This window comes from uncultured Agrococcus sp. (assembly GCF_945915485.1).
In the GTDB taxonomy this organism is placed as follows: domain Bacteria; phylum Actinomycetota; class Actinomycetes; order Actinomycetales; family Microbacteriaceae; genus Agrococcus.
In genome coordinates, this window is record NZ_CAMEFJ010000035.1 from 1 (window position 1) to 22,381 (window position 22,381).

General features: G+C 63.5%; 25 protein-coding genes. 12 read left to right on the top strand and 13 right to left on the bottom strand.

Annotation, left to right across the window (positions count from 1 at the left end):
* Positions 1-294: sigma factor (locus Q0O95_RS07475; protein WP_293696993.1), on the bottom strand; the 294-nt coding region annotated here is incomplete at its 3' end.
* A 292-nt stretch (positions 295-586) separates the two neighbouring features.
* On the opposite strand from Q0O95_RS07475, the gene Q0O95_RS07480 reads away from it, so the two are divergent.
* Both Q0O95_RS07480 and Q0O95_RS07485 read left to right on the top strand, forming a co-directional pair.
* Positions 587-1,003, top strand: a complete 417-nt coding sequence (locus Q0O95_RS07480; RefSeq protein ID WP_293696925.1) for a DUF4383 domain-containing protein — start codon at positions 587-589, stop codon at positions 1,001-1,003.
* Positions 1,003-1,467, top strand: coding sequence for a hypothetical protein (locus tag Q0O95_RS07485; RefSeq protein ID WP_293696928.1), 465 nt, complete (start codon positions 1,003-1,005; stop codon positions 1,465-1,467). The genes Q0O95_RS07480 and Q0O95_RS07485 overlap by 1 nt, the downstream gene beginning before the upstream one ends.
* Before the next feature lie 28 nt (positions 1,468-1,495).
* On the opposite strand, the gene Q0O95_RS07490 is transcribed toward Q0O95_RS07485, so the two are convergent.
* From Q0O95_RS07490 to Q0O95_RS07510, 5 genes are read right to left on the bottom strand one after another with little or no spacing between them, the layout of a single operon-like run.
* Entirely contained in the window at positions 1,496-1,987 is a 492-nt protein-coding gene (locus tag Q0O95_RS07490) for a DUF2017 family protein (protein WP_293696931.1), read from the bottom strand.
* Entirely contained in the window at positions 1,987-2,265 is a 279-nt protein-coding gene (clpS, locus tag Q0O95_RS07495; RefSeq protein ID WP_293696934.1) for an ATP-dependent Clp protease adapter ClpS, read from the bottom strand. The genes Q0O95_RS07490 and clpS overlap by 1 nt, the downstream gene beginning before the upstream one ends.
* Before the next feature lie 30 nt (positions 2,266-2,295).
* Positions 2,296-3,375, bottom strand: a complete 1,080-nt coding sequence (locus tag Q0O95_RS07500; protein ID WP_293696937.1) for an FtsX-like permease family protein — start codon at positions 3,373-3,375, stop codon at positions 2,296-2,298.
* Positions 3,375-4,016 carry an ABC transporter ATP-binding protein gene (locus Q0O95_RS07505; protein WP_293696940.1) on the bottom strand — a complete coding sequence of 214 codons (642 nt, stop codon included), beginning with the start codon at positions 4,014-4,016 and terminating at the stop codon, positions 3,375-3,377. The genes Q0O95_RS07500 and Q0O95_RS07505 overlap by 1 nt, the downstream gene beginning before the upstream one ends.
* Positions 4,013-5,152 carry a peptidoglycan-binding protein gene (locus Q0O95_RS07510; RefSeq protein ID WP_293696943.1) on the bottom strand — a complete coding sequence of 380 codons (1,140 nt, stop codon included), beginning with the start codon at positions 5,150-5,152 and terminating at the stop codon, positions 4,013-4,015. Before Q0O95_RS07510 ends, Q0O95_RS07505 begins: the two co-directional genes overlap by 4 nt.
* Before the next feature lie 581 nt (positions 5,153-5,733).
* On the opposite strand from Q0O95_RS07510, the gene Q0O95_RS07515 reads away from it, so the two are divergent.
* From Q0O95_RS07515 to Q0O95_RS07540, 6 genes are all read left to right on the top strand, one after another.
* Positions 5,734-6,294 (top strand): hypothetical protein, encoded by a 561-nt coding sequence (locus Q0O95_RS07515; RefSeq protein ID WP_293696946.1) that lies wholly within the window; start codon positions 5,734-5,736, stop codon positions 6,292-6,294.
* The gene (locus Q0O95_RS07520; protein WP_293696949.1) at positions 6,291-6,839 is read left to right on the top strand and encodes a hypothetical protein; all 549 of its coding nucleotides are present in this window, start codon (positions 6,291-6,293) and stop codon (positions 6,837-6,839) included. Before Q0O95_RS07515 ends, Q0O95_RS07520 begins: the two co-directional genes overlap by 4 nt.
* A 125-nt stretch (positions 6,840-6,964) precedes the next feature.
* Positions 6,965-7,495 carry a hypothetical protein gene (locus Q0O95_RS07525; protein ID WP_293696952.1) on the top strand — a complete coding sequence of 177 codons (531 nt, stop codon included), beginning with the start codon at positions 6,965-6,967 and terminating at the stop codon, positions 7,493-7,495.
* Positions 7,496-7,774: 279 nt separating this feature from the next.
* Positions 7,775-8,266 (top strand): hypothetical protein, encoded by a 492-nt coding sequence (locus Q0O95_RS07530; protein ID WP_293696954.1) that lies wholly within the window; start codon positions 7,775-7,777, stop codon positions 8,264-8,266.
* Positions 8,267-8,416: 150 nt separating this feature from the next.
* The gene (locus Q0O95_RS07535) at positions 8,417-8,974 is read left to right on the top strand and encodes an NAD(P)H-dependent oxidoreductase (protein WP_293696956.1); all 558 of its coding nucleotides are present in this window, start codon (positions 8,417-8,419) and stop codon (positions 8,972-8,974) included.
* A gap of 111 nt (positions 8,975-9,085) precedes the next feature.
* A complete protein-coding gene (locus tag Q0O95_RS07540) occupies positions 9,086-10,501 on the top strand; it encodes a glyceraldehyde-3-phosphate dehydrogenase (protein ID WP_293696958.1) in 1,416 nt (471 codons plus the stop codon).
* Positions 10,502-10,603: 102 nt separating this feature from the next.
* Here Q0O95_RS07540 and pdxY read toward each other — a convergent pair whose 3' ends face one another.
* The 3 genes from pdxY to Q0O95_RS07555 form a co-directional block, all read right to left on the bottom strand.
* Entirely contained in the window at positions 10,604-11,455 is an 852-nt protein-coding gene (pdxY, locus tag Q0O95_RS07545; RefSeq protein WP_293696961.1) for a pyridoxal kinase PdxY, read from the bottom strand.
* Positions 11,456-11,675: 220 nt separating this feature from the next.
* Positions 11,676-12,872, bottom strand: coding sequence for a PLP-dependent aminotransferase family protein (locus Q0O95_RS07550; protein ID WP_293696964.1), 1,197 nt, complete (start codon positions 12,870-12,872; stop codon positions 11,676-11,678).
* Positions 12,873-13,060: 188 nt separating this feature from the next.
* Entirely contained in the window at positions 13,061-13,714 is a 654-nt protein-coding gene (locus tag Q0O95_RS07555) for a TetR/AcrR family transcriptional regulator (protein WP_293696967.1), read from the bottom strand.
* Between the two features lie 103 nt (positions 13,715-13,817).
* Between Q0O95_RS07555 and Q0O95_RS07560 the strand changes: the two genes are divergently transcribed.
* Entirely contained in the window at positions 13,818-14,729 is a 912-nt protein-coding gene (locus Q0O95_RS07560) for an ABC transporter ATP-binding protein (protein WP_293696970.1), read from the top strand.
* The gene (locus Q0O95_RS07565) at positions 14,726-15,472 is read left to right on the top strand and encodes an ABC transporter permease (RefSeq protein WP_293696972.1); all 747 of its coding nucleotides are present in this window, start codon (positions 14,726-14,728) and stop codon (positions 15,470-15,472) included. Before Q0O95_RS07560 ends, Q0O95_RS07565 begins: the two co-directional genes overlap by 4 nt.
* Positions 15,473-15,521: 49 nt before the next feature.
* On the opposite strand, the gene Q0O95_RS07570 is transcribed toward Q0O95_RS07565, so the two are convergent.
* Together Q0O95_RS07570 and Q0O95_RS07575 are read right to left on the bottom strand one after the other, a co-directional pair.
* Positions 15,522-16,259, bottom strand: coding sequence for an amino acid racemase (locus Q0O95_RS07570; RefSeq protein WP_293696975.1), 738 nt, complete (start codon positions 16,257-16,259; stop codon positions 15,522-15,524).
* 120 nt (positions 16,260-16,379) lie between these two features.
* Complete coding sequence (locus Q0O95_RS07575; RefSeq protein WP_293696978.1) at positions 16,380-17,300, bottom strand: LysR family transcriptional regulator; 921 nt, start codon at positions 17,298-17,300, stop codon at positions 16,380-16,382.
* A 200-nt stretch (positions 17,301-17,500) separates the two neighbouring features.
* On the opposite strand from Q0O95_RS07575, the gene Q0O95_RS07580 reads away from it, so the two are divergent.
* Positions 17,501-18,532 (top strand): P1 family peptidase, encoded by a 1,032-nt coding sequence (locus tag Q0O95_RS07580; protein ID WP_293696981.1) that lies wholly within the window; start codon positions 17,501-17,503, stop codon positions 18,530-18,532.
* Positions 18,533-18,577: 45 nt separating this feature from the next.
* The gene (locus tag Q0O95_RS07585) at positions 18,578-20,215 is read left to right on the top strand and encodes an amidohydrolase family protein (RefSeq protein WP_293696984.1); all 1,638 of its coding nucleotides are present in this window, start codon (positions 18,578-18,580) and stop codon (positions 20,213-20,215) included.
* Here Q0O95_RS07585 and Q0O95_RS07590 read toward each other — a convergent pair.
* Both Q0O95_RS07590 and Q0O95_RS07595 read right to left on the bottom strand, forming a co-directional pair.
* Positions 20,210-21,061, bottom strand: a complete 852-nt coding sequence (locus Q0O95_RS07590; protein WP_293696987.1) for a serine hydrolase — start codon at positions 21,059-21,061, stop codon at positions 20,210-20,212. The two genes, Q0O95_RS07585 and Q0O95_RS07590, sit on opposite strands and share 6 nt — an antisense overlap.
* On the bottom strand, positions 21,058-22,381 hold a 1,324-nt coding region (locus tag Q0O95_RS07595; RefSeq protein ID WP_293696990.1), incomplete at its 5' end, for a M20/M25/M40 family metallo-hydrolase. The genes Q0O95_RS07590 and Q0O95_RS07595, both read right to left, overlap by 4 nt.

The window sequence follows — 22,381 nt, forward strand, 5'->3', positions numbered from 1 at the left end:
GCGGCGGTGGGCGATCGTGAGTATCCACGCACGGGCACCCCCGCGAGAGGAGTCGAACTTCGCTGCCGTCTGCCACACTTCCAGGAAAACGTCCTGCAGCACCTCTTCGCTCTGCGCTCGATCGACCAGGACGCGCAGAATGAGCCCGAAGGCGCGAGCCGCCAGCATGTCGTACAGGGACGCGAACGCGGTGTCGCTTCCACCCGCCGTCCGCTCGAGCAACTGTGTTGCGGGGTCGGCAGCGTCTGGCCCCTCGGGCACTTCGACGTCGTCGATCACCATCGTGACAAGCATGTACCACGGCCGCCCGAATTCGCGCAGCCTCGCCTGCGGCCGCCACGATCGCCTCGAAATGCGCTCGGGCGGCCGCGGAAGTGTCGTTGCGTAAACATGCACAGTGCTCGCCTGCCGATTGAAGATGGGCCGCTGCCAGGGCCGGTCGCTGAAGTATTCGGAGTGCGCAGCAGACCGGATTGGCGCGGCGTAGCCCCAGCGACAACCCGAGTTCGCCCAAACCGTTCTGCGAAGCGCTCCGAATAGCCATGCAAACCGCGAACGACGCGGTGCAATGTTCCGGGAGGGCATCATGAAGAAATCAGCAAACCAGCTCATCGGCACTGTCTTCGGCGCGGTGTACGTGCTTGTGGGCGTTCTCGGATTCACCGTGACAGGAGGCGTCGGATTCCTCGCAACCGACGGCGGCCTCCTGCTCGGCGTCTTCGAGGTGAATCCGCTGCACAACGTCGCACACCTTTTGATTGGTGCTGCACTCCTCGTCGCAGGACTCACGGGCCTTCGCGCTTCGAAGTCGGTGAACGTCACCGTCGGGGCGGCCTATCTGCTGCTGGGAATCGTCGGCTTCTTCATCGCCGATTCCGCGCTCAACATCCTGGCGCTGAACACGGCCGATCACGTGCTGCACCTCGCGAGCGCCCTCTTGCTGCTGGGCGTCGGTTTCGCGGCCGACCGTGACGTGCACGCCTCCCGTGCCAGCGCAGCCTGATGTTTCGCACGGTATGGTCTGCCCTCGCGCTTGCGGGGGCGGGCCTCATCCTGTTCGCGCTCGCTGCGGGGCTGCACGCGCTTCTGGCGGTGCCACTCATAGCGCTGGCCGTATCGCAACTCGTCTTCGGCGGTGTCCTCCTGCGTGCCCATGGCATCCCCGTCCCGCGGACACTGCTCGTGCTCTGCGCGGTCACGACCGCCGCATCCCTGGCGCTCGTGTTCGGCGGGCTGATCGGGTTCGTGCCGGTCGTGGCGCTGCTGCTCTTCCAGTGGGGAGTCGCGATCACGGCCGCGTTGCAGCTGCGGAACTCGGCGGCTCGGCAGCACAGCGGGGGAGGAGGGCGCATGATCGCAGCGCTCGTGTCGGGCGCGATCGTGGTCGCCACGATTACGACGCCGGCGCTTTCTCTCACGGAACCGGGCTCAGTGGCGTTGCCGCACGGCGTGCACCACCACCAATGACCAGCGCTGTGGTCCTGCTGCCGTAGGGCTACAGCGCCTCGAGCAGACTCGCCTGCACGAAACCGAGCCAGTCGACGACCGCCGAGAACTGCTCGAGGTCGTCCTCGTCGAAGTCGGCGTTCTGGCCGCCGGTGCCCAGCTCGATGCGGCTCGACAGGACGGTGCGCATGTCGCTGACGCCCCGCAGCCAGTCATCGACCTCGTCATCGCCGACGGAAACGATGCGGTGCCCTTCCTTGCGATCGGCGGTGACGAGACCGACGATGATGGCGTCCTGAGCGCGTTCTCTGCTTTCGGCGATCTGCGGAAGCGAGAAGCGCTTGAACTCCTTCGCTTCTTCCGGGTCGCTGTAGCCGTCGGGATACAGTCGCTGGACAGCCGGGTCGGCGAACTCGACGGCACCCTGTGCCGCCGCGCGATGCAGCAGCTTGAGCTGATCGGCCAGGTTCTCGAACATGGCCGCTTCGGCGTCCTCGAAGCGGGCCCTGACGCCGTCATCCGTTCGCTCCCACGCCCGCATCAGATGCGCTCCACCGTCGCCTGCAGGCCGTAGCCGTGCATCGCTGCGACGTGCCGCTCCTGCTGCTCGCGATCGCCGGAGGCCACCGAGGCTCGTCCAGCATTGTGCACCTGCAGCATGAGCTGCTCGGCATCCTCGCGCGAGTATCCGAAGTACTGCCGGAACACGTACGTGACGTACGGCATGAGATTCACGGGGTCATCCCACACCGTTGTCGACCAGCCGTGCCCGAGCGCCGTGCGCGTCTCGGAGTCGGCGAGTGAGTGTGTGTCCGACATGTTTTCCAGGATGTCACATCCGGTGCGCCGTCACGGCACTCTGAGTTCACGGGCCGGCTCTCGCCGCGCGGCCCAGAACGCCGGAAACACCGAGGCCAGGACACTTACTGTCACTGACAGGACGATGACGGCAGCAAAGTACCCCGGCCCCGGGACCGGGCTGTTCATTGCTGTGAGCGTTATGAAGGAGCCTATTGCGCCCAGGATTCCGCCGATGCCGGCGAGCACGGCGGACTGCGCAAGCACCAGGGCCAAGATGAGTCGTTGACTCGCGCCCAGCGCTCTTCGGCGTCCGTAATCGCGTCGTCGCATCATGACGAGCGCCGTGGTGACCGCCGCAACCAATACGGCGGCGAGTGCGAAGATTGCTGCTGTGATCGTCTGCGCTTCGCCAGACAGCTGACCGTCGACGATGGTGCGCAACTCGGCGAGCTGCGCGCTGGTGTCGATCGTGATGCCTTCCGGGTCGACAACGCCGAGCACCGAGACAATGACCTCTTGCAGCGAGGTGATGTGTTGGGCGTCGGTTGCGGTCACGACGAGTGTCGAGACCATCATCGGCTCTTCGAGGGTGCCGGGGTCGGCTGGTGCCACGAGCACGGGCTCGAGAAACCCGAGTTCCTCTGGCACGTCTATGCTGCCGACAACTGCTGCTTCGCGGCCCTCGTGCGTCGTGATCGAGCCGGCCGGATGCTGCATGCCGAGGAGTTCGAGTGCTTCGTCGGATGCAACGACGCCACCCGGAAGGACATGCTGGCCGGTGTCGAAGCCGTAGCTGTCGCGCAGCGCGACTCTCGTACCGCCGGGAACGTTGGTGTTGGTGGCATCGACCGCCGGGCCGAATGCGGTCGCGTCGGCGACAGACGAAACCCCCTGCAGACGTTCGAGTACCGATGTATCGAGCCCCGCCTCCGCTGAGGCCCTCACCACGATGGTTCGCGTGCCGGCGTCATCGAGAGTGCCGACGACCGCTTGCTGCGTGCCCACGGCTCGCCCCTGCGTCATGAGCACGGCGATGCACATGCCCGCCACCATCAGAATCGTCAGGATCGATACGACCGGCTGCCCCTTTGCTGCGGCAGCGGCTTCGCGCAGAACACGGCCGAACATCAGAGTTCCACTCGCCGATCACACGCTGCCATCACCGAGGGGTCGTGTGTAGCGATCACGACGGCGCTGCCGTGGTCGGCCTGATGCCTCATGGCGTCGATGACGATGCGGCTCGAGACGGCGTCGAGGTTGCCGGTTGGCTCATCGGCCAGCAGGATGCGCGGATTCCCCAGCAGCGCTCGGCAGACAGCGATACGTTGTGCCTGGCCGCCGGAGATTTCGCCCGGCTTGTGATGGATGCGCACGCTGACTTCGAACTGGTCGAGCAGTTCGCGTGCGCGATTCTCCAGGTCGCGGCGGCGTTCGCCACGGTACAGCGTTGACTCGAGCACGTTGTCGAGCACGGTTCGCGTGAGATCGAGCGCGGCGTCTTGAAACACGAACCCGTACATGTGCGCCCTGGACTTCGCTCGCTTGACGTCCGAGGCTTTCGCGAGGTCTTCGCCGAGCACCCGAACGTTCCCGGCATTCGGCACCATCAGCAACCCGAGAATATAGAGCAGCGTCGACTTCCCGCGTCCCGACGGCCCCGTGAGCGCAACGACTTCGCCTGCGGGAAATGACTCCCGAACGTCTCGCAGGATCGAGTTGCCGCGCCGGTAGCTGAAGTCGATGCCCTCGACTTCGAGCAGGGTTGTCATTCGGCATCCTCTGCAGGAATCTGCACGCGCAGGCCGGTGTCCACGCCTTCAATCAGAGCCATGCCGTCAGCGGTCTGGACGATCGCGACGGGGTGCTCGTTGCCTTCTGTGTCGATCAGCAGCGTTGCGCCGGTGGAATCGGTGCGAATTGCGGCGACCGGCACCACGAGACCGTCTTGTGGCGGAGTCACATGGATGGTTGAACTGAGCAGCGTCTGCCCGGTGACAGGAATCTGCGAGCACTCGTCGCCGCAGATGGTTGCTTCATCGGGAGCTTCGAGGGTCAGAATCATCATGTCTGATGCCTCCTCCGCCGCCTCGCGCTCGCCGACCACGGCATCCCATGTTTCGCCTTCGGGGCCGGTGATACTGACTTCTGTGCCTTGCGGAATCATCTGGGCCTGCTGCTGAGTGAGTGGCATCGTGAAATCGGGCGCGGCTCCCAGCGCATAGATGTCGCCCTCACCGGGCAGGATCGATCGACCGCTCGAAAAGACTTCGCTTTCGAGCGTGACGCGAGTCGGGAGGTTCGCAAGCCAGATGATGTCGCCCTGCTCGACGATGCCGGTGACGGGGTAGCCCGCATCGCGCTGCCAATTGCGCACAGCCGTGTGGGTGCCGGGGCCGAATTCGCCGTCGGGTTCGAACGACAGGTAGCCTCCGTCGAGCAGAAACTGCTGAAGCTGCCTCACGACTTCGCCTTCGGAGTCGCGCTGCATGGAACCGTATGCGGGGGTATCTCCTTCTGCGACGATCACGGGCCGCTCGTTCACGGTGTACAGAGCGTCTCCGGCTGCAACCCGGTCGCCCTGAGACACCTCGATGCTGGTGATTATGCCGTCGGCGGCATTTGCAGCCATAGGCCGAGAATCCCATTGCGCAGCCGCAGAAAACTGCAGCGTCGAGCCGACGGTGCCCTCTGTGACCTCAACGGTTGCGGTCGCGGCATCCTGCGACACGTCCTCCGCGGGCATGAAGACAGTCGCAGCCGCCCATCCGATTACGCAGCCGAGCAACAGTGCGATTGCGGAAGTTGCAAGGATGCTCGGCCAGCGTTTCCGTCGCGAGTGCTTCGGCGCTACTGCCTCGCGGCGCTCGACCGTCTCGGGTTCTGCTGATGTTTGTTCGCTGCTCACTCGTGTAACTCCTGGCATCTTCGCCTGTGAAATTCCATCCCAGCATAGTTGCTGACTGAAGGCCAGAATTTACAACGTTCGAATATAATGAACTGGTCACAATGGTTTCTATACCTTGATTCTAAACGGTGTCGGTGCAATTTTGGTGAGTAGTTCTTCGACGAGGAAGAACCTGAATGAGATCGGAACGAGAATGAAAACGACAAGCAATTCGAAGAAGCTCGGCATGAAGGCCGCACTTGCGCCAGGAGCGAGTGCGGCCCTTGCTTTGACCGGAGCACTGCCTGCGACGGCGAGCGGTTCGGCGATGAGTGCCGAACCAATGCGGGGACAACAGATCAGCCAGGATATAGGCACTTTTCAAAATAACTACATCCCGCTCCCCGATCGTGATTGTCGCTCGATTCCAGGGCACTCCGTCTACATTTCATCCACGGCTAGGAACTTGATTCGACACACTCATCGGGGTACTTCTGGAACCACGGTCCCTTACACGTTCAACGACTTCAACATGACGCAGCGCCGTACGAATGCAGGCATGCTGCAAGAAGTGGGTCCAACGTTCGGTTATATGAGCGCGAGTGACTACACATCAGCAACCACAGTTTGTGATGTCTAGACGGTGGAAACCTGTATTCAGATGGGCGGCGCCGTTTCTGTTGCTCACTGTCGTGACGGGTTGCGGCACTTCTTCCGCCACAGACTCGCTCCCTGAAGACTATCCGGGGCCCACGTCGCGCGAGGAGAGCGACCAGATCTTCATGGACTGTCTTGCGGAGCGGGGCTGGGAAGTGGAGCAGATGCCGGATGGCGGATTCACTCCGGGTGAGATCCCGGATGAGCAAGTCGAAGAATGGAACGGAGCCACGACCGAGTGCTGGGAGCATGCCAACGTGCGACCAGAGAACTTCAGCCAGAATGAATGGGAGGAATGGTACGGCAACACCATTGAGACCTCACGCTGTTTGGAGGCGGAAGGCTATTCTCTGCCTGAGCAACCCACCTTGCAGGAGTTTATCGATGGTGGAGGCGAGTGGAGCCCATACGTCGAACTCTTGGGTTCGGGTGTGATGAGCGATGGCGAGTTTACCGTCGTGCAAGATATCTGCCCTGAGCAGGAATTCTGGCCGGGGCCGCGGTGATGTTCAGCCGTCTTTCCAAAGGCGGCTTCGCAGCCGCGGCTGTGGGGGTGTTGACTCTCGCGGCCGTGGTTGGGTGTGCTGGTGATACTGAAACCACCGGCAGTGATGATCAAGCCTCAATGAGTTCGCAGTGGGCAGATGTCCCGGCTGACGCGGATGAGCTGCTCGAACGACTCGCGCAGTGCATGCAAAGCAAAGGCTGGAACTATTGGGTTGAGGACGGCCAAGGGGTCGGCCAGAATCCTCCGGAACAGCAGGATGAAGTAACGCGGGATCGTGAAGCCCGCATGGATGAAATCGGAGCGAATGATATTCTGGCGCCCGAGTGGACTCCAGAACATATGCGAGAAGTGTACGATGCGACTGCTGAGTTTCATGACTGTCTCATCGATGCGGGTTTTTCCCCGCCGAATCTCATCTCATACGCTGAATGGGAGGAGATGCTGCTTGTGGAGTATCAGTATTACGACTTGGTGTCGTTGACTGGCATTACCCATGCGCAGCTCCAAGAGACCGAGTGTGTTGATCCGCTCAGCACGTGGTGAGTTCATCGAGATACGCATTGAACTTTGCACACGGGAACACCGTAATGGCAGCGACACATGGCCTACTTTGATGGGAGCGGCAACTATCTCTCATCTACTACATTCCGCGATCTATAGATCTGCCGATGACTAGGGCATTTCGGAGGTTGCCCGCGCTCGCAACTGCGGCTTCGATGCTGGTCTTGGCCGGGTGCAGTGGCGCCGATTCAGCAGAGCTAGATTCGGAGGAGTGGCCGGGCCCGACTTCGCGGGAGGAGAGCGACCAGATCTTCATGGACTGTCTTGCGGAGATGGGTTGGGAAGTGGAGCAGATGCCGGATGGCGGATTCACTCCGGGTGAGATCCCGCCGGAGCAGGGGGATGCTTACAGTGAAGCTACCGCCGAGTGCTCTCCATTAGCGTTGCCGCGTCCGGAGAATTTTACGCAAGACGAGTGGCAAGAGTGGTACGAAAGTCTCATGGAGACGACTCGGTGCTTGGAGGAGGAGGGTTACTCCTTCCCTGACAAACCGACGGTGCAGCAGTTTATTGACGGGCAAGGCGAATGGAGCCCGTATGGTGACCTGTGGGATTCCGGTACGGTGACGGGAATCGGTGAGACTGAACTGCTGTACGAAATCTGCCCTGAGCAGGAATTCTGGCCGAGCCCACGGTGATGGCCAGCCGTCCTTCCAAGGGCGGCTTCGCTGCCGCAGCTGTCCTAGGGGCGCTGCTCCTCTTTTATTGACGATGCTGAAGGGCTTTGCCACCATCATCCATAACTCCTTCACGAAGAGGAGTCGGAGCTGCATCGGAGATGCTAATGATGGAAACCAACAAACTCAGGGGGCGGGCATTGGGCGGCGATCGCGATCGGAGCGAGTGTGAGCCTAGCGTTGACTGGATATCGCTTGCCAGTGCCTAAAACGTTTCGTCTGCTATTCGCATTCGCAGCGGTGGCTATCGTAGTTGTCGTTCTTGGTGGATGCTCTTTAGATATCGAATCCGAACCACAGGGTTATCCTGGGCCGGCCTCCGAGGAGGAGAGTCATGCCATCTATGTTGAATGCATGGCTGGCTTTGGCTGGGAGGTCGAGGATGCTACCGGTGACGGCGGTTTCAGTCCAGGGGAGATACCAGAAGAGCAGCTTCAAGACTTCCATGATGCTGACAGTTCGTGCTGGCAGGAAGCGAGTATCCATCCGGAGTATTTTTCGCAAGCGGACTGGGAGCGGTGGTACGAGAGTCTCAAGGAGACGACTCGCTGCTTAGAGGCTGAGGGGTATTCGATTCCTAATCAACCGACGCTGCAACAGTTTATTGATGGGCAGGGTCTCTGGACACCGTATGAGTATTTGTTGGACGAGGGGATAATAATAGGGTCAGAGTTGCCTGCAATGCATGCAGTCTGTCCGGAAGAAATGTTCTGGCCCGAGCCTCGAGACTGACTAAGCATCCGCGGCACGAGCCTGGTAGCCGGACACGTCATAGTATCCGTTAGGCTCGTGCTCCCTGTGCATTCCGGGAATACCCTTCGGCGCCCTGCGTTACCGTATGGAGTACGTGCTCAGCACACCGCCTCCATGAAAGGAAAACGTATGGCTAAAGTCATGATTCTCGTTGCATCCGTCCGCGAAGGCCGAACGGGTCTTCCCGTTGCGAAGTGGGTCGAGCGAGAGCTCTCCTCACGTGATGTCGAGGTCGACTTTGCCGATCTCAAGGAGATCGACCTGCCGTTCATGGATGAGCCGAACCACCCTGCCGCGCAGCAGTACACGAAGGAGCACACGAAAGCGTGGGCGAAGCGCGTCGCGGAGACCGACGCGTTCATCTGGGTGACGCCCGAATACAACCACTCCTTCACCGCTCCTTTGAAGAACGCCATCGACTATCTCGTGCACGAGTGGCGCGACAAGAGCGTCGCCTTCGTCTCGTACGGGGGCCAGTCGTCCGGAACGCGCGGCGTGGCCGGGCTCGGTGAGACCCTCGGCTACCTGGGCCTCAACCGGACGGTTGCGAACGTCGAAATCTCGCACCCCTGGGGGCATCTCACCGACGGCGGCGAGTTCGAAGGAACCGGCCCGATGAACGAAGCAATGAAGGCAACGATCGACGAGATCGTCAACGACGCCGACTCGCACGCGAAAAATCGGTAGTTCTTTCCGTCAGATGCATTTGCAGCGTTTGTGGCCACCCGTTTCGCGGGTGGCCACAGTGCTGTTCGGTCAAACTGGTTCAGGAATGCACATCTGCAGAGAGGACCCCACGTGACCGACGACTCGTGCAACCAGGCGCAGAAGACCTGGCTGTCGAAAGTGGCAACTGCCGAAGAGTCCATCCCGCTCATCGGTCGGCTGTATCGGGAACGGAACGTCGTGACAAGCGTGTTCGGGCGGACGCTCGTCAACACTTCGGCGATCGACGTCGTGAAGGCGCACCGCTGGGCGCGCCGGATCGCCGACGGGGAGCTCTCGCTGAGCAACTCGCTGCTGGCGCTGCAGATCGCGGACGAGCTCGGTGTGCAGGACACATCCCTCGACCTGGGGGCGCTCGCCGCTGAAGCATCGGCTTCCGAGAAAGATTTCGCATCCTTCGCACGCGCCGCCATCGGTGATCTGGAGGAGACGCAGCCGCACAATCCGCAGGACGTCGTGCTCTACGGGTTCGGACGCATCGGGCGCCTGCTGGCACGCATCCTGATCGCGCACCAGGGGTCGGGAACCGGCATGCGCCTACGGGCCATCGTCGTCCGCAACGCGGGCCCCAACGACCTCACCAAGCGCGCGAGCCTGCTGCGGCGAGACTCCGTGCACGGCGCGTTCGAGGGCACGATCGAAGTGGATGAAGCGGGCAGCGCGATCATCGCCAACGGCACGCGCATCCAAGTCATCTACTCGAACGACCCGTCGACCGTCGACTACACGGACTACGGTATCGACAACGCCATCGTCGTCGACAACACCGGACGCTGGCGCGACGAGGCCGGGCTTGAACAGCACCTGCAGGCGAACGGCGTCTCGCGTGTCGTGTTGACGGCCCCTGGCAAGGGCGGGCTGCCGAACGTGGTCTTCGGCATCAACCATGACGAAGTGACCCCCGAATCGCGCATCGTCACGGCCGCCAGCTGCACGACGAACGCGATCACGCCCGTGCTCAAGGTGATCGACGAGCGGTACGGCATCGAGTACGGGCACGTCGAAACCGTGCACTCGTACACGAACGATCAGAACCTCATCGACAACCACCACAAGGGTGATCGGCGCGGACGCTCCGCGGCCCTCAACATGGTGCTGACCGAGACGGGAGCCGCGAAGGCCGTCGCGAAGGCACTGCCTCAACTGGAGGGCCGGCTGACGGGCAATGCGATTCGCGTTCCGACGCCGGATGTATCGATGGCCATCCTGAACCTGACGCTGAGGAAGCCTGTCGATCGCGACATCATCAACAACGAGATGCGGCAGGAGTCGCTGACCGGTGACCTGAGTTCGCAGATCGATTACATCGACTCTCCCGAAGTCGTCTCCACCGACTTCGTGGGCAGCAATCGCGCAGGCATCGTCGACGGTCTCGCGACGATCGCGACCGACAATCACCTCGTGATGTACGTCTGGTACGACAACGAGTTCGGATACTCCTCACAGGTGATCCGGGTGCTGGAGCTCATGGCGAAGCAGACCGCTTAGGGGTTCGCCATACAGACCAGGGCCGGGCCGCGCGCTACTTCCGGGGAGTGCGGCCCGGCTCTATTTTTGTTCTCACGCGTTCGAAAATGGGGCGGGAGAACCCTAACGAACTTGCTGCACCTGGAACTGCTCGCGGGGATGCGCGTACGCCTCCTGCGCCTCCACGAGCTGCAGTTCGCGCTCCCCGGAGTCGAGCGTCAACTGCAGCAGGTCGAAGACGCTCGAGGTGGTCTTGCCGAGCGCCTCCGCAGCGGAGCCCGACGTACGGTAGTGCGCGGTGAAGAGCGCCGACGTGACGTCCCCGGAACCGTTGGCCTTCAGCGGCAGGTGGGGTGTCTGGACGATCCAGGCGCCTTCGTCGTCCACGGCGAGCATCTCGATGGTGCCGTCCGGCCTGTCGGGTCGCTCGACGCTGGTGACGAGCACGGCACCGGGCCCGAACTCGCGGGCGGCATCCACGGATGCCAGCGTCGACTCGAGATCGGTCGGGTCGGTGTTCGTGAGATAGCCGAGTTCGAACTGATTCGGCGTGATGATGTCAGCCTTCGGCGTCACCCTGTCGCGCAGTAGCGGCGGAATCAGGTCGGACACGAAGCAGCCGCTCTTCGCGTTGCCCATCACGGGGTCGCACGTGTACGTCGCGGAGGGGTTCTCGGCCTTCACCATGTCGACCGCTTCGAGGATCACATCGGCGATGTCGCTGCCGCCCTGATAGCCCGAGAGCACCGCGTCGACCTGCCCGAGCACACCGCGCTCCTGCATCCCCACGATGACGTCGCGCACATCGGATGCCGGGAACATCGGCCCTCGCCACGCCCCGTATCCGGTGTGGTTCGAGAAGTGCACCGTGAACACCGGCCACACTTCGTGCCCGAGACGCTGCAGGGGGAAGACGGCAGCGGAGTTACCGACGTGGCCGTACGCCACCGATGACTGAATCGACAGGATCTTCATCCCTCTATCTTGCCGTCTCTTGTGCGCCGCCGCCGACATCCAGCGCTATTCTCTCCCCGCAAAAGTCAACTTCTCGGTCGCCTGACGATGGGAAGGCGTTTCTGCGGCGTGTCGTCGCCCAGCGACCGAGAAGTTGATCTGCTCAGGGGGAAGGGGATGCTGCGCGGAGGGGCGAACCCAGCCCCGAAGCGTCGGAAAGCGACCAGACAGGCCGTGAAGTCTAGCTCAGAACACCGGCCAGGCGACGCGCGCCCTCCCGCAGGTCCTGCTCGCTTGCGAGCGAGTACGCGAGCCGAATCGTGTCGGTGCCCTGCCCATCCGCGTAGAACGCAGTGCCGGGGATGAACACGATGCCGTCATCGATGCCGCGCTGCAGGAGACTCTCGGTGTTGATGTCGCGGTTGAGCGTGAGCCACGTGAAGAAACCGCCGGTCGGGTTCGTCCAGCGAACGTCCGACGGCATGTGCTCTTCGAGCCCTTCCACGAGCGCGGCGGCGCGAGCCCGGTAGCGGCCGGTGGCGGTTTCGACGCTGGCACGCCAGTCGAATTCGGTCAGGAATTCGAGGGCAAGGTGCTGACTCAGCACGCTCGCGCAGATGGTGGTGGCCTCGCTCGCCAGCTGCAGCCGGTCGCGAAGTTCGCGCGGGGCGAGCATCCAGCCGACCCGGAGCCCGGGGGAGTAGATCTTGCTCATGGTGCCGAGGTAGACGACGCTGTCGTCGAGCGAACGCATCGCCGGTACGACGGATCCGTCGAAGCTGATGATGCCGTAGGGGTCGTCCTCGACGATCTGCACACCCTCCTTGCGGCAGATCTCGACGATCTGCCGGCGGCGCTCGAGCGAGAGCCGGATTCCGGTCGGGTTGCTGAAACTCGGAATCGTGTACAGGAAGCCGATCTTCTTGCCCGTTGCGTGCACGGCACGAATGCTCTCCTGCAGAGCAGCGGGAATCAGGCCCTCGTCGTCGCTGTCGACGTGCACGACGTCGGCTTCGAGGCCCAGGAACGTGCCGATCGCGCCCACGAACGTCGGTGATTCGGCCAGGACGACATCGTCCGGTTCACAGAGCATAGTCGTAATCAGCTCGATGCCCATCTGCGAGCCGGACGTGACGAGGAGGTCGTCGGCGTCTGAGCGGATACCCGACAGCGACATCACGTCGGTGAGCGCCTCACGTAGCTCGTCGACGCCAGCACCGGTGCCGTACTGCAGTACTTCGGTTCCGCGGTCGCGAATGAGGCGAGCGGATGCGTCACCGAGTTGCTCGAGCGGCAGCACGGTCAGATCGGGGTTGCCGCCGGCGAGAGAGATCATGCCCGGCTTCATCGAGATGTCGAAGACGCCGCGGACGGGCGACGGCCGGAAGTGCTGTGCTCTTGCAGCGTAGTTGTAGCGAGGGGATACGGACGTGCGCATTTGCAGACTCCTTGCGTGCACGAATGACAATGGTTTTATCAGCCGCGTGTTACGCAAGGATGGCGCAACGCATGCATCTTCTCTGGCGCTATTCTGCCATGTTTTTGTGTGGGCGTCATCCCGCTCCATTGCCGCAGAAGCGACTCAAGGGATTCTGTTGCCGTTGCTTTGCGTCGAAACGGGGCCGGCTAGGTATCGCGTGATTTCCAGGCTTCTCGGTGCTGCGGGTCGAACACGGCGTCGAATACCCCACCGATGACATCGTGGTTGATGCGCTGCGGCTCGAGCAGGTGCCGTAGCATGAGCCCTTCGCCGAGTGCACTCTGGCCGATCGCGAGGTAATCGATGGACTCGGGCGGATCAGCGGCCTTACGACGGAGGAACTTCGTGGTGAGCGAGTCGATGTGCTGGTAGCGCTCCGCCACTTCGGTAATGAGCCCGGGCTTCTCACGAATCGCGTACAGGATCATTTCCAGGCTCAGGATGGCCCAGCGAGACTCGAAATGCTCGTGATTCTCGAGGAGTTCGTTGTCGTGAGAGATGTCGCCGGTATGCGCGAGATCGTCGGCGGCTTGGAGGCGGGCTGTCCCTTCGTTGATGCGTTGATCGGCGACCGCGAGGAACAGTTCGTCCTTGCTCTTGAAGTTCGCGTACACGGCGCCTTTCGTATAGCCGGCATGCTTCGCGATGGCGTCGATCGATGCTCCGTGAAACCCTCGCTCGATAAAGATATCGAGTGCCGCCTCGAGCAGGTTCTCCCGTGTCTCGGCCTGCTGCTGCGCGCGCGTTCTATGAGTGGATTGAGTCTCTTGTTCTTCGGGCGACGCGTTCTCCTCAACCATGCTGCCATTCTAATCATTGACATACCGTTCAGTACTCGGATACCGTTTAGTATCCAAATACCGAGTAGTATGCAAAAGGAGTCTCATGCTCAGCGTGCGAAGCGTGACCAAGAGGTTCAAGCGGGTGCTGGCGAACGACCGTGTCGATATCGAAGCGCGTGCCGGACAGGTGGTCGGTCTCCTCGGACACAACGGTGCCGGCAAAACCACGCTCGTAAACCAAGTCGTGGGCATCGCGAAGCCCGACGTCGGCGAAATCGTAGTGGACGGCATCGACGCGATTGCGCATCCCAGCCGGGCTCGGCAACGATGCGCGATACAGGCGCAAGCGAACGTCCCGATTTCAGGGCTGACTCCGGCACTGGCCGTGGAGCTCGTCGGCCGCCTGCGAGGCGCCTCGAAATCCGAGGTTAGAGCTAGGGCGAAAGACCGGTTCGAGCGTCTCGAACTCGGCGACTGGATGCACCGACCGACCGATCAGCTCTCGGGTGGGGTCAAGCGCTTGGTCGCCTTCGCGATCGCCACCGCAACTCGAGTTCCGCTCGTCGTCCTGGATGAGCCTACGAACGACGTCGACCCCGTGCGCCGTCGGCTGCTGTGGCAGGAGATCCGCCGCGAAGCAGACGAGGGTGCTGCCGTTCTCCTTGTCACACACAATGTAAACGAGGCGGAACGTGCTGTCGATCGCCTCACGGTTCTCGATCGGGGCAGGGTCGTCGCAAGCGGCACGCTCGGTCAGCTGACTTCGCACTTGCGCAATCGGCTTCGCGTCGAGCTTCGATCGTCGCCGGGGGCCACGCCGGAAGCACCTCCCGGTACCGAGGTCATCGAGGCTCGAGAAGGGCTGCTGTCTGCAATGGTGGATGCTGCCGACAGCGAGCGCGTTCTCGCCTGGGTTCGGGAGGCGCAGGACATGGGGCGGATCGAAACCTTCGCTATACAGCCGGTCTCTCTGGAGGATGCGTACGTGCAGCTCACCCAGGACGCTGCGGAAGAACGCGAGAGAGCGGCATGACCCCTGTCCGAAACTGGTTTCGCGCGTGGTGGCTGCTCATGCGCTGGAATGCCGCGTCATCGAAGATGATTCTGCCGCTGTCGCTCGTCGTGCAGATCATGCTGGCGGTCGGCATCGTGATCGGCTTCGGCTTTCTGGCGCCCGTCGATGATCCGGCGACCGCCTTGCGGCTCTCAACCGGTGCCCCCACGATCCAGCTGCTGACAACCGGTCTCGTCCTGGTGCCGCAGGCGGTCGTCGCAATGAAGCAGGAGGGTAGCTATGACTGGTTCCGGACGCTGCCGGCTCCGCGCTCGGCGTTCCTCGCTGCCGACCTCACGATCTGGACCCTCATCAGCCTGCCCGGCATCATCCTTGCCGTTGTCGTGGCTGCTTGGCGTTTCGACCTCGACTTGCAGCTCTCCTTCTGGTCTCCGATCGCCGCGATCGCAGTCGCAGCGATCGCGGCGACCATAGGGTACGGCATGGCGACGGCGCTGCCACCCCGCGTAGCCCAGTTGCTCACCCAGATGCTGGTGTTCGTCATCCTGCTGTTCAGTCCGATCACGTTCCCGTCGGCAGCGCTTCCGGACTGGTTCGCCGCGGTTCACCGTGTTCTGCCGATGGAGCCGATGTCCGACATGATCAGGACGAGTCTCGCGCCAGACGCTTTCAGTATCGCCCCGGCTCAGATCGTCGTAGTGCTGGCGTGGGGTGCTGTTGCGGCAATCGCAACGCTGACGATGATGTCGCGCAGATCGTGACGTTGCGCCCGGCGGACAGCCCGCGCGACCCCTGAACGCCGGTTTGCAGCTAGCTCGCGAGGGGCCCCTTCAGCACGGAGTCCGGGGTAAGCGAGCGCACCCGGTCGAGACAAGCCCCCGCAAGCACGGTGCTCGGATCGACGAAAGTCGAGCCGACCATCAGATGTTCAGCGGCGAGCGGCAGTTCTGTGCAGCCCCCGACAATGGCGTCTGCTCCGCGCCGCTCGAGAGCTTCGAGAACGGGAGCCAGGAGTTCCGCGGCTCGTAATACATCGCCGGCTTTGACAGCAGCGATAGCGGCCGACACCAGTTGCTGCTCCGCGGCGTGTACTTCGACCGACAACAGGCCGCGGCATTCAAACGCCGTTCGATAGATGCCGCTCCGGACGGTCGCCGCGGTGCCGAGCAGCGCGACTCTCGACCGTTCATGTCGTAGGGCAAGCGCTCGCGCGGTGGCATCGATCATGTCGAGTACGGGGACGTCCACCTGTTCTCGCACGGGTTCGAGATACAGGTGAGCGGTATTGCACGGGACGGCGATGAAGTCAGCTCCCGAGTCTTCCAGTCGTCGAGCGCCATCGATGAGGCCCGGGATAGGGCTGGCTCCGCCGTGCAGATATGCGGAAGCTCGATCGGGAATCGACGGGTCCGACCAGATCAGAGCGCGGGGGTGCTCCTGATCGCGCACAGCCGGCGTAGCGAGGACGAGCTTACGGTAGAAGTCCGCGGTCGCCGCCGGACCCATGCCGCCGAGGATGCCGATAACCGGCGATGCCCGCTCGCTCATTCGCACCCCCTGTCCGCTGCTTCCTCGTTCACGCTACGGTCTGCAGCGAGGGATTGGGGCGACTCGGGTGCGCTGATCGGTTCAGCTGAGCGACAGCGAAGGTATTGCTTGCGTCTGTGCTTAGGCAGGCGTTATCCCGGCGGGCATTAACGCTCGCCGCACGGCCCCGAGGAAAGGGGCGACTGTCGCTTGAACAGCACCGGGGGCGATCAGCGCATGGACTGTGCGCGTCAGCGAGAGTTCTGGAACATCGATGATCTGCACCTCGGATGCGGACGCGAGCAGCACGGACGCGGGCAGGAAAGTAGCTGCGGCGCCGGCGGCGACGAAGTCCAGCAGCACTTCGAATTCGTTGCCGCGCACGGACACGTGCGGGTGGACGTTGCAGGCGCGGAACGCGTTTTCGATTGCGATCGCATCGCTGGAGCCGGGATGCATGGCGGCCCAATCCCAGGCTGAAAGCCGCTCGGCGGTCAACGGTTCATCGTCTTCTATGCCCCAGGATCGGGGAACCGCAAGTCGATACGGGTCGGAGCCGAGCAGCAGTTCCTTCGCCGAGGACGGCCAGGCAAGGTCGGCTGCCCCGTATCTGTAGACGAAGGAGACGTCGGCAGCGTCACCGGCGGCGAACCTGCCGACGCTCGTTGACGGATTCTGCACCACGACTCGGAGGCGGATTCCCGTCGCTTTGAACGCTTCGTCGGCAAGCACCGTGGGAATCACCGATCGCGAGAAGCTCGAGTAGAGCCCGACCGCCAGCTCCTCGTTCACGTTCTCAGCCGTGCGCCGGGCCGTCTCGACGATCTCGGCGAGGTCGGAGAAAACAGGGACCGCGGCCTTTGCCATTGCCTTTGCAGCAGCCGTCGGGTGGGCGCTGCGCGCCGTTCGTTCGAACAGAGTGATGCCGACGCTCTGCTCCAGCGAGTTCATCTGCTGCGACACCGCTGAGGCAGTGTAGCCGAGTCGATTGGCAGCCCGTGCGAAGGAGCCCAGCCCGACAACTTCGATAAGTGTGCGCAGGTGAATGGGGTTGAGCATCATCGCTGCTTACGCTCAGCGCAAGATGGCCGTGGGAACTCGAGTGAATTCTGGCCTTCTGCTCGTTGTGCATCAGCGGTCACTCTGACACTGTAGCAAGCAGCGTAAGCAAAGCTGATGGTGTTTGCTCTCCTGACCCGGTTGGCGTACATGCGGACAGAGCGAGCACAGCCGAGCAGGATGACGATTCAGGAGTAGCTTCGATGAATGAACAGCATGCACGACCGCGGCTGGCGGATCTGGGCGTGGCAGCGGGCTCGTCGAGGCGTGGGCCGAATAACGCGATAACGGATGTTCCGGGGGTCCGCGTGGGGCACTCGACGTTGTGCACCGACACGTTCAGCACCGGCGTGACCTCGATCGTGCCCGATGCGCTCGGCGCTCGGCGCAAGCAACTGCCTGCAGGGCTCTCGATCGCGAATGGCTACGGGAAGCTGATCGGTGCGACGCAGTTGCAGGAACTCGGCACCATTGAAACGCCGGTGCTGCTGACCAGCACGCTGTCGGCTTTTCGCGTCGCGGACGCACTCGTCGCCTTCATGCTCGAGCAGCCCGGCTACGAAGACACGACATCCTTGAATCCGCTCGTGGGGGAGACGAACGACTCGCACCTCTCCGACATCCGCAAGCGACCGGTGAACGAGAGCATGGTGCGGGAATCACTTGCTACCGCGGTGTCGGGGCCGGTTGCCGAGGGCGGTATCGGAGCAGGAACTGGCACGGTTGCGCTCGGCTTCAAAGGCGGCATCGGTACCTCTTCGCGTATCGCGAGGATCGGCGAGAGCGAATGCACGATCGGTGCGCTCGTGCAGAGCAACTTCACGGGAACCTTGCGTATCGACGGGGTCGAGATGCCGGCGAATGAGATGCTCGCAGAGGACCCGGCCGTCGGCGACGGCAACTCCTGCATGATCGTCATCGCGACGGATGCCCCGCTCGATGCTCGTCAGCTCGGTCGCGTCGCGAACCGGGCGACCTTCGCGCTTCGTGGCGTCGGCTCCGATTACTCGCAGGGGAGCGGGGACTACGCCATCGCCTTCTCCGTCGGTGAGGGTGCGCCGCCTCGCGATAGCGATCTCTCGCCCAGTTTCCTCGCCGCTATAGAGGCGACGGAGGAGGCGCTCATCAACTCGGTTCTCCAGGCCCGAACGCGCGTCGGTTTCGAGGGGCGGAGTGCGAAGGGGATTCCCATCGACGGCGTCCGGGAACGCCTGCTTCGTGCGCGTGGCCGATAACTCCCCTCGGCACGAGTCACCCCGAGTAGTACGTAGCATGAGTGCATGACCGTCGCGGCTGATCCACGTCCTCGCGTTGCCGACGCAGCACCCGTGCTGTTGCGCGGCGGGCGGATTGTCGATGGCACGGGAGCGCCAGCGCGCCGCGGTGACCTGCTCATTCGTGACGGTCGCGTCGCCCGCATCCTGCCGCCCACCGCTCGGCACCAACGGGATATCGAGATCATCGATGCGGGAGGGCTCGTCGTCGCCCCCGGATTCATCGATCTGCACTCGCACGCCGATTTCACGGTCGAGTCGGAACCGTCGGCGCGCGGCCAGCTCGCGCAGGGCGTCACGAGCATCGTCACGGGAAACTGCGGGCTGTCGCCCTTCCCCGTCGACGACCTTGCTGCTCTGCAGGCGTGGACGGCCTTTCTCGGTGGCCGACCCAGCTGGCGGTGGCGGGACACCGCGGGGTTCGCCGAACGAGTCGCGGCGTCACAGCCGGCCGTGAACGTGCTGCCGCTCGTCGGCCACATCCCCGTGCGCATCGCGGCGATGGGTGGCGACCGCCGCGATCCCCGCCCTGATGAACTGCTGCTCATGCGCAGGCTCGTCGCAGCCGCAGTGCAGCAGGGATCGTGGGGCCTCTCGACGGGCCTGATTTACGCCCCCGGATCATTCGCGTCGCAGGAGGAAGTCCAGGCGCTCGTCTCGACGACGACCGAAACGGGAGCTTTGTACGCGACCCACATGCGAGACGAAACCGCACGAATGCTGGACGCGCTCGAAGAAGCGATAACCGCAGCGACGGCGACCGAGCACTCTGCCCGGCTGCAGATTTCTCACCTCAAGGCCATGGGTTCTGCAAACCACGGAATCGTGCCGAAGGCGTTGGAACGCATCGACGCTGCACACGATGCCGGTGTGGATATCGCCGCCGACGTCTACCCGTACACGGCATCCGCGACAACGCTCGCCTCGAGACTGCCGGAGTGGAGCCTCGACGGCGGACTGCAGGAACTCTGCCGTCGGTTGCAGCACGAGCACACGCGTGTGCGCATCGGCGCAGACCTCACAGCGCGCTTCGAGAACGGTGACTTCGACCCCGCAGGCATCGTGCTGAGCGGTCTGCGGGATGGCCGATTCTCCTCTGCGCGCGGGCAGTCGCTCACACAGCTCGCTCGTTCCCTCGGCACGTCTCCCGCAGATGCCGCGCTCAGAGTCCTCGCGGAGCACCGAGGCACGGTCGGCATCATCAACCACGCGATGTCGGAAGAGGATGTGCGGGCTGCGGTCGCGCATCCCCTCGTCGCGGTGGCAAGTGACGGAGGCTCGCTCGACCCGGCAGGGGATGGCGCCACGCACCCGAGAGCGTTCGGCACCTTCCCGCGCGTCTTCGCGAACTATGTGCGGGAGGAGAGGCTCTTGACGTTGGAAGAGGCCGTGCGGAAGTGCACTTCGCTGCCGGCATCCCGGCTGGGGCTCCGTGACCGCGGTGTTCTGCGCGAGGGGGCCGTCGCCGATGTCATAGCGTTCGACCCGGCCTCATTTCGCGATCTCGCCGACTACGAGCAGCCGCGAAGACTCGCGACCGGCGTGCATGCCGTCATCGTGTCCGGTCGGCTCGCGTGGAGCGGTGGCGAATCGACCGGCACCCGCGCGGGGCAGGTACTGCTCAGGGGCGCCGCCGGCCTATAGCCCCAGCACAGCGCGTGCTACGGCACGAACGACGGTCTGCCCCTGCCCGTCCGTAAAGCCGCGTGAGCAGATCGCCAGGCAGCGTGTTTCGCCCGCGTGCTCGATGAATGCCACGTCGTGCACGATCCCACTCACCGAGCCGCCCTTGCTGCCGATCGACACCGAGTCGCCCACCGACTCGAAGTGCTCAGCCACCGTTGCGATCACGGGCTCTTGACGCATGCGCATCAATCGCTTTGCGTACTCCGTGCGCGTCTCGTCCAGCAGATCACCGCGAGTCAGTGTGGCAACGAACCTGGCGAGCCCGAGGGCGGATGCGCGATTCGTCACGCCCGCCTCGAGGCCGGCCGCGTCGGAGTACGGGCGATCCATGCACGTATCGTGCACGCCGGCGTCCGTGAACGCGGCAAGAACTCGTTCGTGCCCGAGCTCTTCGAACAGCATGTTGGTCGCGCAGTTCGCGCTCACGGTCATCATGCGCTCCAGAACGCGAGCCCGACTGACGGTGTCACCGGGCTCGCCCAGACCCGGGTCGGTGCTTCCGGCCTCCATGACGAAGCGGCCGGCGCCCTTCGCGACGCTCGCGAAATCGTGCGTCACCGTGAGCTGATCGTCGAGACTCCACTCCGCATTCTGCACAGCGCGCAGCGCGGCCACGAGCACTCCGATCTTCACAGTGGAGGCCGAGTAGTAGACCCGCTCAGAATCGTTTTCCAGCAGCACGGTGCCGTGAGCATCGACGAGCGCGTAGGAGATGCGCGGAATACCGTCGGAATACGTCGTCACGAGACCGCCGTGCGCTTCGCTCACGGTCACGCGCTCCAAGCCTGCTGTTTCGTCGCTCATACCCGCACCAGAAAGTCGTGCAGAACAGCTTGTCCGCCATTGACAGCCGAAACGGGCACTCGTTCGTCGATACCGTGCACGCCCGCGAAGGTGCGACCGTCGGGGTCTGCCGTGAGCGGTGTGAACCCGAAGCACTCCATGCCGAGCCGTGCGAACGCTTTCGAATCGGTGCCGCCGCCCATGCAGTACGGTACGACGACGCCGTCGGGGTCGTGCCGGAGCACCGCTTCTCGCATCGAAGCGAACCAGGGCGAGGATGACGAGTAGTTCGTGGGGCGGCCCGGACCCATCATCTCCGTTTCCACGTCGGGGCCGATCAGCTCCTGCATCGTGCGCAGCGTCTCATCGAAGGTGCCCGGAAGAGCACGAACGTCGACCTCCGCTTCGGCAACACCGGGGATGACGTTCACTTTGTAGCCGGCGCGCAGGACGGTCGTCGTCGCCGAGCATCTGATCGTCACGCGTGCGACCCTGCCTGCTTCGCCCATCCGCTCGATGGCCGCCTCGATGCCCGCTTCCGTTTCGAGGTCGACTTCGAAGCCGAGCGCTGCGTTGGTTCCCTCGATGTACTCGCGTACGGTGTCACCGAGTTCGATGGGCCATTCGTGCTCGTTGATGCGGTGCGTCGCAGCGACCAGCTTGTGCACGGCGCTGTCCGGGGTGGGGCGCGAGCCGTGACCCGAGGTGCCCTTCGCGCGAAGCCGCATGTGCAGCGTGCCGCGTTCGGCGACGGCGATGGGGTAGATGGCGACGGTGCTGCCGTCGGCCGCTGTGAGAGGCGTTGCGTGCGCGCCGGATTCGCCGATCGACGCACCGAGCCCCGCGAAGAGCTCAGGGTGCGTTTCGACCAGCCAGCTCGCGCCCCAATCGCCGCGGTCTTCCTCGTCGGCTACGAAGAGGAAGAGGATGTCGCGCTCGGGCGTCGCGCCCTTCTCGGCCCACTCGAGCAGGGTGTACAGCATCATCGCGACCATGTTCTTCATATCGACGGCACCGCGGCCGTACACGTAGCCGTTGTCGATAACGCCTTCGAACGGCGGGACGCTCCACTGCTCCGGCTCGGCGGGAACGACATCGAGGTGCCCGTGCACAAGGAGACCGGGAAGCTCGCGGTCGCGGCCGGGAACACGGACGGCGATGGATGCTCTGTGCGGTTCACGCGCGTACGTTTCGGGCGCGTAGCCCGCTGCTGTCAGCATCCTCGCGATCTCCTCGGCGAGCGGCGTTTCACCGCGGCTCTCGCCCTCTCCGAAGTTCGTGGTGTCGAAACGGATCAGGTGCGCGCACAGCTCAGCCGGCGACATGGAAGTGGACACGGTA

Excerpts from the sequence above, each read along its gene's own strand:
- Q0O95_RS07500 (WP_293696937.1), bottom strand. The coding sequence starts at position 3,375 with ATGTTCGGCCGTGTTCTGCGCGAAGCCGCTGCCGCAGCAAAGGGGCAG.
- Q0O95_RS07570 (WP_293696975.1), bottom strand. The coding sequence starts at position 16,259 with ATGAGCGAGCGGGCATCGCCGGTTATCGGCATCCTCGGCGGCATGGGT.
- Q0O95_RS07590 (WP_293696987.1), bottom strand. The coding sequence starts at position 21,061 with ATGAGCGACGAAACAGCAGGCTTGGAGCGCGTGACCGTGAGCGAAGCG.
- Q0O95_RS07480 (WP_293696925.1), top strand. The coding sequence starts at position 587 with ATGAAGAAATCAGCAAACCAGCTCATCGGCACTGTCTTCGGCGCGGTG.
- Q0O95_RS07575 (WP_293696978.1), bottom strand. The coding sequence starts at position 17,300 with ATGATGCTCAACCCCATTCACCTGCGCACACTTATCGAAGTTGTCGGG.
- Q0O95_RS07490 (WP_293696931.1), bottom strand. The coding sequence starts at position 1,987 with ATGCGGGCGTGGGAGCGAACGGATGACGGCGTCAGGGCCCGCTTCGAG.
- clpS (WP_293696934.1), bottom strand. The coding sequence starts at position 2,265 with ATGTCGGACACACACTCACTCGCCGACTCCGAGACGCGCACGGCGCTC.
- Q0O95_RS07580 (WP_293696981.1), top strand. The coding sequence starts at position 17,501 with ATGAATGAACAGCATGCACGACCGCGGCTGGCGGATCTGGGCGTGGCA.
- pdxY (WP_293696961.1), bottom strand. The coding sequence starts at position 11,455 with ATGAAGATCCTGTCGATTCAGTCATCGGTGGCGTACGGCCACGTCGGT.
- Q0O95_RS07535 (WP_293696956.1), top strand. The coding sequence starts at position 8,417 with ATGGCTAAAGTCATGATTCTCGTTGCATCCGTCCGCGAAGGCCGAACG.
- Q0O95_RS07555 (WP_293696967.1), bottom strand. The coding sequence starts at position 13,714 with ATGGTTGAGGAGAACGCGTCGCCCGAAGAACAAGAGACTCAATCCACT.
- Q0O95_RS07505 (WP_293696940.1), bottom strand. The coding sequence starts at position 4,016 with ATGACAACCCTGCTCGAAGTCGAGGGCATCGACTTCAGCTACCGGCGC.
- Q0O95_RS07485 (WP_293696928.1), top strand. The coding sequence starts at position 1,003 with ATGTTTCGCACGGTATGGTCTGCCCTCGCGCTTGCGGGGGCGGGCCTC.
- Q0O95_RS07565 (WP_293696972.1), top strand. The coding sequence starts at position 14,726 with ATGACCCCTGTCCGAAACTGGTTTCGCGCGTGGTGGCTGCTCATGCGC.
- Q0O95_RS07525 (WP_293696952.1), top strand. The coding sequence starts at position 6,965 with ATGACTAGGGCATTTCGGAGGTTGCCCGCGCTCGCAACTGCGGCTTCG.
- Q0O95_RS07550 (WP_293696964.1), bottom strand. The coding sequence starts at position 12,872 with ATGCGCACGTCCGTATCCCCTCGCTACAACTACGCTGCAAGAGCACAG.
- Q0O95_RS07585 (WP_293696984.1), top strand. The coding sequence starts at position 18,578 with ATGACCGTCGCGGCTGATCCACGTCCTCGCGTTGCCGACGCAGCACCC.